The organism is Halorubrum sp. B52 (assembly GCF_059752555.1).
In genome coordinates, this window is record NZ_MWTG01000007.1 from 21,077 (window position 1) to 34,337 (window position 13,261).

13 protein-coding genes are annotated in these 13,261 nt (G+C 70.0%); 4 read left to right on the forward strand and 9 right to left on the reverse strand.

The annotated features are described in order from the left end of the window. Window positions 1-13 precede the first annotated feature (13 nt). Window positions 14-1,099, forward strand: coding sequence for a class I SAM-dependent methyltransferase (locus tag B4V04_RS01615; RefSeq protein WP_498228597.1), 1,086 nt, complete (start codon window positions 14-16; stop codon window positions 1,097-1,099). Window positions 1,100-1,386: 287 nt separating this feature from the next. Here the strand turns inward: B4V04_RS01615 and B4V04_RS01620 are convergent, their stop codons facing one another. Beyond that, window positions 1,387-1,857, reverse strand: coding sequence for a DUF8009 family protein (locus B4V04_RS01620; RefSeq protein WP_498228598.1), 471 nt, complete (start codon window positions 1,855-1,857; stop codon window positions 1,387-1,389). Next, entirely contained in the window at window positions 1,850-3,688 is a 1,839-nt protein-coding gene (locus B4V04_RS01625) for a MutS-related protein (RefSeq protein WP_498228599.1), read from the reverse strand. The genes B4V04_RS01620 and B4V04_RS01625 overlap by 8 nt, the downstream gene beginning before the upstream one ends. Before the next feature lie 145 nt (window positions 3,689-3,833). Between B4V04_RS01625 and B4V04_RS01630 the strand changes: the two genes are divergently transcribed. Next, window positions 3,834-4,508, forward strand: a complete 675-nt coding sequence (locus B4V04_RS01630; protein ID WP_498228600.1) for an MBL fold metallo-hydrolase — start codon at window positions 3,834-3,836, stop codon at window positions 4,506-4,508. Window positions 4,509-4,533: 25 nt separating this feature from the next. Here the strand turns inward: B4V04_RS01630 and B4V04_RS01635 are convergent, their stop codons facing one another. The 4 genes from B4V04_RS01635 to B4V04_RS01650 form a co-directional block, all read right to left on the reverse strand. After that, window positions 4,534-5,682 carry an acyl-CoA dehydrogenase family protein gene (locus B4V04_RS01635; RefSeq protein WP_498228602.1) on the reverse strand — a complete coding sequence of 383 codons (1,149 nt, stop codon included), beginning with the start codon at window positions 5,680-5,682 and terminating at the stop codon, window positions 4,534-4,536. A gap of 61 nt (window positions 5,683-5,743) precedes the next feature. Beyond that, window positions 5,744-7,642: an o-succinylbenzoate--CoA ligase gene (gene menE, locus B4V04_RS01640; RefSeq protein ID WP_498228603.1), complete on the reverse strand. Its 1,899-nt coding sequence runs from the start codon at window positions 7,640-7,642 to the stop codon at window positions 5,744-5,746. A 27-nt stretch (window positions 7,643-7,669) separates the two neighbouring features. Beyond that, window positions 7,670-8,104, reverse strand: coding sequence for a universal stress protein (locus B4V04_RS01645; RefSeq protein ID WP_498228605.1), 435 nt, complete (start codon window positions 8,102-8,104; stop codon window positions 7,670-7,672). Window positions 8,105-8,229: 125 nt separating this feature from the next. Next, window positions 8,230-9,186 (reverse strand): transcription initiation factor IIB, encoded by a 957-nt coding sequence (locus tag B4V04_RS01650; protein WP_144798575.1) that lies wholly within the window; start codon window positions 9,184-9,186, stop codon window positions 8,230-8,232. A gap of 290 nt (window positions 9,187-9,476) precedes the next feature. Between B4V04_RS01650 and B4V04_RS01655 the strand changes: the two genes are divergently transcribed. Beyond that, window positions 9,477-9,878, forward strand: a complete 402-nt coding sequence (locus B4V04_RS01655; protein ID WP_144798576.1) for a DUF7961 family protein — start codon at window positions 9,477-9,479, stop codon at window positions 9,876-9,878. Between the two features lie 3 nt (window positions 9,879-9,881). Further along, window positions 9,882-10,505 (forward strand): METTL5 family protein, encoded by a 624-nt coding sequence (locus tag B4V04_RS01660; RefSeq protein ID WP_498228606.1) that lies wholly within the window; start codon window positions 9,882-9,884, stop codon window positions 10,503-10,505. A 21-nt stretch (window positions 10,506-10,526) separates the two neighbouring features. On the opposite strand, the gene B4V04_RS01665 is transcribed toward B4V04_RS01660, so the two are convergent. The 3 genes from B4V04_RS01665 to B4V04_RS01675 form a co-directional block, all read right to left on the reverse strand. Then, the gene (locus tag B4V04_RS01665) at window positions 10,527-12,428 is read right to left on the reverse strand and encodes a rhomboid family protein (RefSeq protein ID WP_498228608.1); all 1,902 of its coding nucleotides are present in this window, start codon (window positions 12,426-12,428) and stop codon (window positions 10,527-10,529) included. A gap of 74 nt (window positions 12,429-12,502) precedes the next feature. Next, entirely contained in the window at window positions 12,503-12,781 is a 279-nt protein-coding gene (locus B4V04_RS01670) for a UPF0058 family protein (protein ID WP_144798579.1), read from the reverse strand. A 110-nt stretch (window positions 12,782-12,891) separates the two neighbouring features. Beyond that, window positions 12,892-13,107, reverse strand: coding sequence for a DUF7120 family protein (locus B4V04_RS01675; RefSeq protein ID WP_094522403.1), 216 nt, complete (start codon window positions 13,105-13,107; stop codon window positions 12,892-12,894). Between the last annotated feature and the right edge of the window lie 154 nt (window positions 13,108-13,261).

The window sequence follows — 13,261 nt, forward strand, 5'->3', positions numbered from 1 at the left end:
TCGGTGAACAACGATGAGTGAATCATTAGACACAGACAAACTCGAACCGATAAACGAAGCGAAACTAAGCGAACTCGTCGAGACCTCCCTCGTCGATCTCGGTGCGACGGTTCACGCCGCACTGGTCGTCATCGGTGACGAGCTCGGGCTGTACGAGACGCTTGATGACGAGGGGCCGCTCACGTCATCTGAACTCGCCGACAGAACCGAAACCGTCGAGCGGTACGTTCGTGAGTGGCTGCGCTCGCAGGCCGCGGGCGGGTACGTGACCTACGACACTGAGACTGACCGGTACTACCTCACCCCGGAGCAGGCGCACATCTTGGCCGACGAGGAGAGCCCCGTGTTCATGCCCGGTGCGTTCCAGCTGGTCGGGTCAGTGGCAAAGATAGGCCCCGAACTCAAGGAGGCTTTCCGAACGGGGGAAGGCATCGGCTGGCACGAACACGACGAGGACGTGTTCCACGGGACGGAACGTTTCTTCGGGCCGTCCTACGGGGCGTTCCTGCTCGACTGGATCGGAGCGCTCGACGGCGTCGATGACAGGCTGAAATCGGGGGGCCGGATCGTCGACGTGGGATGTGGTCACGGCGCGCCGACGATCCGCATGGCCGAAGCGTACCCCAATTCGACGGTCGTCGGCATCGACTACCATGAGGAATCGATCGAGGTAGCGCGCGAGCGGGCGGAAGAGGCGGGTGTGGCCGACCGCGTTAGCTTCGAAGCGGCGACCGCGCGGGAGTACACCGGCTCCGACTACGACCTCGTGACGATGTTCAACTGCTACCACGACATGGGGGATCCCGTCGGGGTGGCTGCTCACGTCCGAGAGACGCTAAGCGAGAACGGTGCGTGGATGATCGTCGAACCGTACGCCGATGACCAGGTGGAAAACAATCTCACCCCGTTTGGCCGCCTCGGATACTCTATTTCGACACTTGCCTGTACGCCAAATTCGCTCAGTCAAGACGTCGGGTACGGGCTCGGCGCGCAGGCGGGAGAGGACCGAACGCGAGAGGTCGTCACCGGAGGCGGGTTCACGCGTTTCCGCCGGGCGGCCGAGACGCCGACCAGTCTGGTCTTCGAAGCAAAACCCTAACTTCTTCTCTGAGGGAATTCCGTTCTACTTTCGCTGGTCGCCCAATCGAGAACCGTGCAGCGACGTCCGTCTTCTCGCCCCGTCATCTGGTAGAAGCTGTCAAAATGTGCCGACTGTATTCGTTCCGGGGCCCTAGGCAAGGATGCCTCGCTAACTAGCGGCTATTTTAACCGCAGAATGTTTCGAATGGACGACTGACAATTTTGCTGATCAGATACTCTGTATCCGGCACGGATTCTCTATCGAGCAATACGGATCTCAACAGAGGCGTTTTTAAACGGCCGGAGTCACCCGAGCGCGGTCACGTCGACCTCGCGGGTCGCGTCACCGACCGCGACCTCGACTACCGAGACGATCGACTCTCTGACGCGTTCGCGCCACGACTCGACGGCCGCCGCGTGGAGTTCACGACGCCTCTCGATGTCCGCGTCGGGGTGGTCCGCCGCCGTCTCGTCGACCTCCGGATACGGCGGAACGTCGGCGACGAGGTCCCGCGGATCGACGCGGATCGGAGCCGGGCCGTCGTCGTTCTCGCTCGCACCGCGGCCGTCGGGTGCGTCCGCGTCGACGGCGTGCAGTCGGGCGCGCATCCGCCCCGAGAAGGGTGGCGTCATCCGTAAGACGACGTCGCGGTCGCTGCGGAGGGTCGCTTCGAGCGCGCTCGCGACGTCGTCGCGGTGGACCGCGATGGATCGGATCCGATCGGGACCGGCCGCCCGCTCCTCGTCGTCGCCCCCGTCCCCGTCGCCCTCAGTCATCGCCACTCGTCCACTCGGCGTCCGACAGGGTACGCTGGACGGCCTCCTCGCCGACGGCGCCGGCGAGGTGTTCGAAGCCGGCCCGGACGCCGCGGTCGCTCGCGTTCGCGACGAGCCGCGAGACGATGAACTCCGGCGTCGACTTGCCGACCGTCCCGAAGCGCGGCTGGTAGTCGACGCGCAGTTCGAGGTCGTTCGTGAGCCCCTCCGCGAAGATTCCGTCGATCCGGGCGGCGTCGGGCAGCGGACTCAGGTCCTCCGCGAGGTGCGTGACGTACACGCCGAGCGCGCCCCGCTCGACGGTGAGCGTCACGAGCCCGTTCAGCAGGTCGGCGGCGCGTCCCGGCTCCGTGATCGCCTCGAACTCGTCGACTAACATTAGCGTGCGCCCGTCCTCGACCAGCGGCGGCACCACCGACTTCAGCGTCGATTCCAGCACGCCGGCGTTAAACGAGGCGTGCCGGCGGTGGAAGACGACCCGGTCGAAGGAGCCGACCTGGGCCTCCTCGGCGGGCACGGGCAGCCCCATCGACGCGAGCAGCGCCACCGCACAGACCGTCTCCAGCAGGGTCGTCTTTCCGCCCGAGTTCGCGCCCGTGAGGACGCTCACGCGGTCGCCGGTCGGCGGCGCGTCGACGCTCGCGACGCCCGCGTCGCCCGCGAGCGAGTGGGTCCCGACCGCGTACGACACCGGCTGCACGTCGCCGGCGACAAAGAGGTTGCGCGCCTGCCGCACCGCGATCCCGTCGTCGACGAGCGTCGGGCGAACGAGGTCGTACGCGGCCGCGAAGCGCGCTAGCGAGAGCAGGAAGGCGGCGTCCGAGACGGCGCTGACGGCGCGGGCGACGTCGCCGTCCCGCGCCCTGTCCTCGCCGTTCTCCCCGTCCGGTTCGGTCGCCGTTCCGCCGAGGCGCTCGCGGATGTCGGCGGCGACCGCCGCCTCGCGCGCCGCGACCTCCCCCTCCAGCTCCGCCGCGAGGTCGCGGAGGGTCGCCGAGACGAAGTCGGCGGCGTCGAGCGCGTCGTCCGGCGCGACCGACCGCACCGTCGCCGGGTCGACGCCGGTCTCGCTCGCGACGTGGTCGATCGTCGCGGCCTCCAGCGCCTCGAAGTCGCGCAGCGAGCCGTCCCGGACCGCGTCGAGCACGTCGAACGCGGAGTTCGCCAGCTCCTCGGCCGCGTCGCGCTGATCGCGCAGACGGTCCAGCTCCGCGTCGGCGCCGCGAGCGATCTCGATCTCCCCCTCCTCGACCGCCGTCGGGTCGATCGACCCGCGCACGTCGGCGAGGGCGTCGGCGGCCTCCCGGAGGCGCTCGGCCTCCAGCTCGCCGATCGCCTCGAACGGGCCGTCGTCGAGCCCCGCCTCCCGCAGCGCGAGGGCCGTCTCGACGGCGGCGAGGTCGGAGCCCTCGGCGTCGTCGTACGCGTCGAACGCCTCGGTCACCCGTTCGCGGTCGCCCTCGGCGAGCCCCTCCCACGCGTCGCGCGCGGCGACGACGCCGTGGAGTCGTTCCTCGACCGCCTCCCGGTCGGAAAGCGGCGTCAACACCCGGATCCGGTCGGCGGCGTGGGCGGTCAGGGCGTGGCCGGCGGCCAGCGAGAGCAGGTCGTCGTACACCGAGCGGGTGTCTCCCGTCGCGAGGACGCCCATGCCGGCCTCGCCGTTGGCCCGGCGGAGGATCCGGGTGGCGCGCCCGCGGTGGAGCCCGGCGTCGACGAGCGCCCGCACGTCGGCCGACTCGATCGCTTCGATCGCCCGCGAGGTCCCCAGCGCCGAGACGAGCCGCTCGCTCGTCTTCGGGCCGATCCCCCAGTAGTCCTCGAGTCGCATACGCCGACGTGACGGCGCGGCGTCTTGGCGTTTTCGTCGGCGGCGGGGCGAGCGCCGGACGCGGCGCGTCCCCGCGGTCCCCCGGCCGCCGGCCCCACACCCGCCGGTCGCCACCGTCAAACCCCGTCGGTCGCTACCACCCGTCATGGCCACGGAACTCGCGGACGGTGTGTGGCGGTTCGAGCTGCGCGGCGTCAGCGCCTACCTCGTCGACGACGACGTGCCCACGCTCGTCGACGCGGGAACGCCGTGGGACGAGGAAGCGATCCGGGAGGGGTTCGCCGACGCCGGCGTCGACGTCGCGGACGTCGGGCGGGTGCTCCTGACCCACTACGACCTCGACCACGTCGGGACGCTCGCCGCGCTGACGCCGGAGCTCGACGCGACCGTGTACGCCGGCGCGTTCGACGCGGCGCTCCTCCGGGGAGAGCGGTCGCCGCCGCTCCGGAACCACAAGGGCGCGCTCCAGCGGCTCACGGGAGCGTTCACGACCCTCCCGGACCTCGACATCGAGGCGGTCGCGGACGGCGAGCGACTCGGCTCGTTCACCGCCTACCACACCCCCGGGCACACGCCGGGACACGTCGCCTACGTGAGCGAGTCGCTCGGCGTCGCGCTCCTCGGCGACCTCGTCTCGGCGTCCGACGGCGCGCTCTCCCCGTCCGAGTGGCTCATCAGCTACGACACGGGCGACGTGCTGGACAGCGTCCGCGACCTCGACGAGCGCGCCCCGCCCTTCGAGGTGGCCTGCGTCGGCCACGGCGATCCGCTCGCGTCGGGCGGGAGCGGGGCGCTCGCCGCGCTCGCGGATCGGATTTAGAACGGAGTGGCCCGCCGCGGCCGGCCTACCGCGACTGCCGGTAGATCAGGTTCCGCTGGATGTCGTTCGCGCCCTCGTAGATCACCGGAATTCGCACGTCGCGGTAGACGCGGGCGATCCGGCGGTCGGTGAGGATCGAGCGGCCGCCGTGCAGCTTCATTCCCTTCTCGGCGCAGTCGGTGGCCACCTCCGTGGACTTCGTCTTCGCCAGCGCGGCCCAGTAGCCCGCGTCCTCGTTGTTCGCGACCTTCTCGCAGGCGCGCCAGTTGAGCGCGCGCGCCGACTCGAAGCCGATCCGCATGTCCGAGAGCGTGTGCTGGACCGCCTGGAACTCGTTGACGGTGCGGCCGAAGGCGTTGCGCCCGTGGACGAACTCCTCGGCCTCCTCGATGGCGGCGGCGGTGAGCCCGAGCCCGTGGCCGCCGACGACCACGCGGCCGTGGTTGAAGAAGTCCGCGAGCACGTAGAAGCCGCCGCCCTCGCTGCCGACGACGTTCTCCTCGGGGACGAAGCAGTCCTCGAAGACGATGTGGCCCTGCTTGGAGGCGCGCATCCCCATCTTCTCCGGGATGTGCTCCGCCTCGTACCCCTCGCTGTCCGTCTCGACGATGAACAGAGTGTAGTTCGAGTAGCGGTCGTCGCTCTCGCCGGTCTTCGCGTAGACGGTGAGCCAGTCGGCCTCGACCGCGTTGCCGACCCAGTACTTCTCGCCGGTGAGCTCGTACCCGCCCTCGACCTTCTCCGCCTTCGTCGTCATCCCGGCGAGGTCGGAGCCGGTCTCGGGCTCGGAGACGGCGAGCCCCGATATCTGGTCGTTCTCCGCGACCGGGCGGAGGTACTCCTCCTTCTGCGCGTCGGTGCCGTACTGCTCGACCATCTCGCAGCCGAAGCTCGCGAGCTGGAGCGTGAGCGCGATGCCGGCGTCGGCCCGGTAGAACTCCTCCGCGATCGCGAGGATCTGCGCGAGGTCGAACCCCTTTCCGCCGTACTCCTCGCCGATGTCCTGCGCGACGAGCCCGGCGTCCATCCCCGCCTCCAGCACCTCCCACGGGTAGTCGCCCGAGTCGTAGTACGCCTCGGCGTTCGGCGCGATGTGCTCGGCGGCGAACTCGCGGGCCTCGGCCTTCACGTCGCGCGCGTGCTCCGGCACGACGCTGTCGTCGAGTAGATCCATGTGCGATCCGCGGTCCCCGCGGTCAAAACGTTCGTGGAATAACGAAAAACTGTGGGAGAGTTTATTCTCCGCTTCGCGTCTCCTCAGTGTCGACGATCTCGCCGTCGACCGCGGCGGGACTCTCGTTCTCTCGGCCGTCCCCGTTTCGGTCGGCGGGATCGTCGGCGTCGCCGTCTCGGTCATCAGAGTCGCCGTCTCGGCCGCCGGAGTCGGCGTCCCCCGCGGTGTCGACGTCGGCGTCGCCCTCGCCGTCGTCTTCGGTTCCCTCCTCGTCGGTGGGATCGCCCCCCTTCGCGACCGCCTCCGCGTCGTCGATCTCGACGGGGTCGCGCTCGGGATAGCCGGCGTCGTCGCCGTCCGGCGGTTCGGCCGGATCGCAGGGCTCGAATCCGGCCGTCTCCAGCTCGGTCTCAGGACCGCTGTTCAGCGCCCGACCGCCCTCCCGAAGCGCCTCCCGCGCGGCCTCCCGGTCGACGGTGCCCGAGACGGTCCGCGGGAGCTCGTCGACGAGGGCGATCGTTTTCGGGATCTTGAACCCGCTGAGTCGCTCCCGCGCGAACGAGGCGAGGGCCGCCTCGTCCACCGTCTCCCCGGTCCCGTCGTCGACCGCGAGCAGCGCGGCGACCCGCTCGCCCCACGTCTCGTCGTCGAGGCCGACGACGGCGACGTCCTCGACCGTGGGGAACCGCCGGAGCACGTCGCTCACCTCGCCGGGCTCGACGTTCTCGCCGCCGGTGATGATCCGGTCGTCGAGCCGGTTGAGCACGTAGAGGTAGCCGTCCTCGTCGAACCGTCCCACGTCGCCGGTGTGGAGCCCGTGCGGGCCGAACGCGGAGCGGTCGAGCTCGGCGGTGGACTCGTCGCCGGGCTCCGGCGGGCGCTCCAGGTACCCCGGCGTCACCGTCGGGCCGTCGACGACGATCTCGCCCGTCTCGCCGGCCTCGACCGGCGCGCCGTCCTCGTCCACGATCGTCACGTCGGTGCCGAACAGAGGCCGGCCGACGGTGCCGAGCCGGCCCTTCGTCTGCCGGGGCGTGGCCGTCGCGATCTGCGAGGCGGACTCGGTCATCCCGTAGGTCGGATACACCGGGACCGAGTAGTCGCGGCAGCGCTCCAGCAGCTCGTCCGGCGCCGGCGCGCCGCCGAGCAGGACCGCGCGGAGCGTGTCCGAGAGGGTGCCGCGCCTGTCGAGCATCCGCTTGAGCATCGTCGGCACGAGCGAGACGCCGGTCACGTCGTACGCGTCGATGTCGTCGGCGGTGCCGCCGGCGTCGAACCCCTCTCGGAGCACGAGCGTCGTCCCGTAGAGCGCGGAGCGGTAGACGGGCGCGAGCCCGCCCATGTGGTGCAACGAGAGGGAGACGAGCCATCGGTCGCCGGGGTCGACCCCGAGCCGGAACGCGGAGGCGACGGCGGAGCTGTACACGTTCCCGGCGGTGAGCGGGACCGGCTTGGGCTCCCCTGTCGTGCCCGAGGTGAAGAGGATACAGAGGTGATCGCCGAACTCCCACTCCGGAGGGTCGACCGTCGCCGGCTCCACGTCGTGGACGGCGGTGACGGTCGCGTCGGCCGGGTCGTCGACGGAGAAGACGGGCGTGTCGTCTATCCCGTCGACGGCCGCCAGCGCGTCGTCCTCTGTCGGCTCCGCGCAGACGACCGCCGAGAGCTCCGCCCGTTCGATCCGCTCCGAGAGCTCCCTGGGCGTGAGTCCCTGCCCGAGCGGGACGAACGTCGCGCCGATCCGCATCGCCGCGTGGACCAGCCCGACCGTCCCGACGTACGGCGGCGTGAGCACGCCGAGCCTGTCGCCCGCCTCGATCCCGTGGGCGACCAGGCGTCCGGCCGTCTCCGAGACGAGCCGGTCGAGGTCCGTGTACGTCCACGCCTCGCCGTCCTCGGCTCTCACGAGCGCCGCGTCGTCCGGCGAGGCGGACACCCGGTGTGACAGCCAGTCGCGCACGGGGGTCACCCCCGTCGCGGCGGCGACTCACTCATCGGTCGGGTGTCGAACGGTGAGCACCGGCACGTCGGAAGTCCGGACGACCCGCTCGGTGACGCTGCCGAGGAGGTACCGGTCGAGCCCCTTCCGGCCGTGAGTCCCCATCACGATCATGTCGACGTCGTGCTCGTCGGCGTAGTCGCGGATCGAGCGGTACGCGGTCCCCGTCGCGACGGTCGTCTCGCATTCCACGCCGGCGCGCTCGGCCGCGTCCGCGACCCGCCGCGTGGCCTCCTTCCCCTCGGATTCGAGGGCGTCGACGACGATCTCGGCGCCCGCTTCGAGCGTCGAGTACGCCGCGCCGTCGACGACGTACAGCGCGTGGAGCGTGGCGCCGTACTGCCCGGCGAGGTCGATCGCGTGTTCGATCGCGGCGTCAGACGCGGGGCTGCCGTCCGTCGGCACAAGGATCTGCGAGTACATCGTACCCTCGCTACGCTCGGTACCGATTAAAAACCCGATCACGAGCGGCGCCTCGCGAGAAGACCGCACGACCGCGTCGCGTTTCCGATCGCGCCGGGTGAACGCCGTCTCCGCCCGCGTCGCCGCTAGCGGAATCCCATCGCTTCGATCTGCTCTTGGTAGCGGTTGCGGATGGTGACCTCGGTCACCTGCGCGACGTCGGCGACCTCGCGCTGGGTCTTCTTCTCGTTACACAGAAGGGAGGCGGCGTAGATCGCGGCGGCGGCGAAACCGGTCGGGGACTTCCCGGAGAGGAGTCCCTGCTCGGCGGAGACGTCGATGATCTCCGTCGCCTTCGACTGCACCTCCTCGCTCAGCTCCAGCGAGGAGGCGAAGCGCGGAACGAACTGCTTGGGGTCGACGGGTTTCAGCTCTAAGCCGAGCTCCTGCGAGATGTAGCGGTACGTCCGGCCGATCTCCTTCTGCGGCACGCGCGAGACGTCGGCGACCTCGTCGAGCGACCGCGGAATGCCCTCCTGTCGGCAGGCGGCGTAGAGGGCGGCGGTGGAGACGCCCTCGATCGACCGCCCGCGGATGAGGTCCTCGTTGAGCGCGCGTCGATAGATGACCGAGGCGACCTCGCGTACCGACCGCGGAACGCCGAGCGCGCTGGCCATGCGGTCGATCTCCGAGAGCGCGAACTGGAGGTTCCGCTCGCCCGCGTCCTTCGTGCGGATCCGTTCCTGCCACTTCCGTAGCCGGTGCATCTGCGACCGCTTTTCCGAGGAGAGCGACCGGCCGTACGCGTCCTTATCCTTCCAGTCGATCGTCGTCGTCAGCCCCTTGTCGTGCATCGTTTCGGTGATGGGGGCGCCGACGCGCGACTTCGACTGCCGCTCCGAGTGATTGAACGCGCGCCACTCCGGGCCGCGGTCGATGTTCCGCTCGTCCAACACCAGCCCGCAGTCCTCGCACACGAGCTCCTGGTCGGCGTCCGTGACGATCTCTTCCGACTCGCACTCCGGGCAGGAGAGCGTCTCCGTCTCGTCCGACTCTCGCTCGGTGTTCCGCTCCTGTTGACGCTGGCGGCTCGGACGTTCCATTATAAGGTTTCTGGTTATTGCCGTATTTAAACCTTTGTCCCGGATCCGCACGCGCCGTCGGTCGGTAGCGGCTCGTCTGCTCCGGCCTGAGTACGGCCTCTGGCGCTTCACACGCACGTTTCTGACGATCTCGCGCGGACGCTACCGCCCGCAGAGACGTCGCCGCCGCCGGCCGTCGAACACGAAACGTGACCGTCGCGGTGGGTCACATTCGGCTCTCGGCGCCCGGCTCAATAATTACTACTAGACATTCACAAAGACTTTTGTATAACTACAACATATTGGTTTCCATGAGCACGACGCAGTCCGACGGGATCGAGGGGACGCTCCGCGGCTGTCGACCCGCGGAGATCGACCCGATCGTCATCGACGCCGCCGACCTCGACAGCACCGCGCCCGAACACCTCCGCGACCTCAAGGCCGAGCTCTCGGCCCGCGGCTACCAGCCGGCGACGCTGTCGGTCGACGCCTGTTTCGACTGCGAGGACACGCTCTCGACGCAGCGGGAGGCCGACCGGCTCCGCGAGTACGTCCGCGCCGCGTCGTTCCTCGGCGCCGGCCGGATCGAGGTCCGTCTCGGCGAGGTGTCCGATCCCGCCGCCGCGGAGCCGGCGCTGTCGGCGCTGGCCGAGCGCGCCCGTCGGGAAGGGGTCGAGCTCGTCCGGACCGGCGGCGACGCGACGGCGGCCTGACGAATGGCGTCGAAGCGCTCGCTCGCGACGAAGCTCGGCGTCGTCGCCGGGTTCGAGGAGCCGCGCGTCGCGCTCGAACAGTACCCCACGCCGCCCGACCTGGCCGCGCACGTCGTCCACCTCGCGGACCTCCACGGCGACGTCGACGGTCGCACCGTCCTCGACCTCGGCACGGGGACCGGGATGCTCGCGCTCGCCGCCGCCCTCCGCGGCCCCGCCCGCGTCCTCGGCGTCGAGCTCGACCGCGACGCGCTGGTCACCGCGGTCGCCAACCAGCGCCGGGTGGCCGCGAGCGCCCCCGTCCACTGGATCCAGGCCGATGCGACGCGACTCCCCCTGGCCGTGCCCGACCCGGTGACCGTCGTGATGAACCCCCCGTTCGGCGCGCAGGACGGGAACCGGAACGCGGATCGCGGATTCCTGAGGACGGCGAGCAGCGTCGCGACCGTCTCTTACTCGGTCCACAACGCCGGCAGCGAGGCGTTCGTGGAGGCGTTCGCGGCCGACAACGGCGGCGAGGTGACCCACGCGTTCGCCGCCGACTTCGCGATCGACGCGCAGTTCGACCACCACGAAGACGAGTCGCGCGAGGTCGACGCCGAGGTGTACCGGATCGAGTGGGCGTGAGCCCGCGGGGTCACGCCCCGATCACTGCCGCCCCTCGTACCGCTCCCGCGTCGCGATCCGCACCCGCGTCTCCCCGCGCTCCGCGAACACCGCGTCGTCCTCCCGGACGAACGCGACGCCCTGCAACGCCACCGACTCGTTGGCCGCGGGGAGCGCCGCCCGTTCGGTCTCGCCCTCGTGGGCGACGCGCAGCTCGAACCCGCCCTCGACGGCGGCGACGGTGACGTTGCGCCCGTCGATCCGCGGCTCCGCCCGCACCGGCTCGCTCGTGAACAGCGTCGTGCGCGTCTCGTTCCGGACGGCGTCGATCCGGTAGGCCGGCCCGCCGTTCGACGCGACCCAGCCGACCCGCTGGACCCAGACGGTCTCGCGCCACCCCGTCCCGCCCACGTCGACGGCGCGGTACTCCCAGAAGGCGAGGCTCCCCCGCGAGACCGCCGTCGTCCAGATCTCCCGGTCAGCGTTCTTCACGATCACCCCCGAGGTGTTGACGCTCGTCGACCGGCCGAACGCCTCGACGTCGACGACGCTCACCTGCTGATTCTCCACGTTCTCCGCGTACGTCACCTGGTATCCGTCGATCTCGATCGGATCGCCCGGCAGGTCGCCGTCGTCGACGGCGACGAGGTTCGGGACCACGCCCGGCCCGGCGACGACCGCCAGCGCCGACGCGAGCAACAGGAGGCCGACCCCGGCCGGCGTGGCGGACCGGACGGCCCCCCGGACCGTCTCGGGCGACGGCACGGCCAGGTCGGGCCGCAGCGGCTCGTCCCGTCCCGCGACCGCGAGCGCGACGATCGCGGCGAGCGCCGCGAGCAGTCCGAACCCCAGCGCCCGATACAGCTCGTACCGCTCGTTCCCGAGGTACCAGTACACCGCCCAGAGCCGACGGGAGACGCCGAAGAGGAGGACCGCCCCGAACGCGACGAGAGCGGTCGTTCGGCGGCCGTCGGCGGCGGTTTCGGCTCCGGCGTCGGTGCCGGCGCCGCCGTCGACCCCTTCCCGCCGCCGCCGGACCAGCCACGCCGCGGCGAGGACGCCCGTGAGGAGTCCGAGCGCGTGGTCCTGGATCGCGACGTTCGCCCACCCCGGCGGCCCGTAGAAGCCGCTCGCCCCGGCGGTGACGACCGGATTCCGGAGGGTCTCGTAGGCGACGTTCACCAGCGTCGCGCCCGTGAGCGCCACGATCGTGCCGACGGGATGGAAGACGAGCGCGAACCCCCACAGCGCGAAGACGACCCCGGAGAACCCGATGACCGGCCCCAGCGCGAACAGCGCGGCGACGACGCCGAACAGCGCCATCGCCCCCGGAACGACCGCGAACGCGCGGACGTACGGGTTCTCGGCGAGCGAATCGGCGTCCGTGCGCGACGCAAGCGCCGAGAGCGACGCGAGGGTCGGGAGCCCGACGGCACCGAGGCCGAACCCGGTACCTCCCTCCGACCGAAGCCGTCGAAGCGACTCGCGCGAGGGGAGCGACTCGCGCGGGGGAACCGCCCCTCGCAGCGTTCCCGTCTCCTCGTCGACGTCGCGACCGCCGGGGAAGTGACCGTAGGCGTACTCGGCGATTCCCCCCGCGACGAGCGCCGACAGGAGGTTTCCCGTGATGTGTCCCCGGCCGGCGTGCGCGAAGCTCGACCAGAGGACCCCCTCGGGGTAGAGGTACGACCACGAGCGGAACGGGATCACGACCGGGCGGTCCGGGTTCTCCAGCCCGCTCTGGACGAAGAGGTACACCCCGATCACGCCGGCGACGGCGACCAGGGTCCCCCACGGCACGCCGAGCAGGAAGCGCGAGCGGAGCGCGCGGGTCCACGCCCCGTTCGGTCGGTCCGTTTTATAAACGACGGCGAGCGAAACGGCGACGAGCGCGCCGCCGACGGCGAGGTGAGCGGCGTCGGACGTCAGCGCCTCCGAGACCATGTGGGAGAAGGAGCGGTCGGTCGCATATCAATCCGCGGGTCAGTCGTCGAGGGCGGTCCGGAGGAGCGGCGCCCTCAGATCTTGCTCTCGGCGTCGTCCGCGAGCTCCTCCATGCGCTTCCCGACGCGGCCGGCGGGGGAGAACTCGTCCTCGCTCATCGCGTTCGCCAGGGCGTTGCCGAGCACGAACACGGCGTGTTTGTGCTCGCTCTTCGACTTGTGGACGTGCGAGGGGTCGACCTCCAACTCGTCGTACGGGTCGAACAGCGAGCCGTCGACGGTCTCGTGCGAGCGGAAGTGCTCCATGATCGTCACCATCTGTTCGTGGAGTTCGAGGAGCTCGTCTTTGTGCATACCCGTGATACGGGGCGTAGACACTTTAAGGGTTGTTGAGGGGAATACGCACGGCTGTCGGGCGTCGTCGGACACGAACGAAAACGCCGACCGCGGAGCCGGTCGTCGACTCAGAACACGTACTCGTCTTCGTGGCCCATCATGCCCTCGTCCTCGAACCCGCCGGAGTCGTCCTCGTCTCTCGGTCCGCTCGTCTTGTACGCCTTGATCCCCGTCGAAAGGAGCTCTTCCACCGCCTCCTCCCGGTTGAGGAACTCTCCCTGCTCGACCATCTGGGCGATCTGCATCTCCAGATGCTCCGGCACGGTTATCTCTACTCGTGGCATTTCCTGCCCGGGAGTAATGGCAATGGGTATATAAATGTGGCGTCGACGATACGGAGATGGGAAATCTCACGGCGGCAGATCTGAAACTTCAGTTCGAAATATCTAAACTCTAGATCCGTTATACGAAATTTCTAGAACATATACGACACGTTTC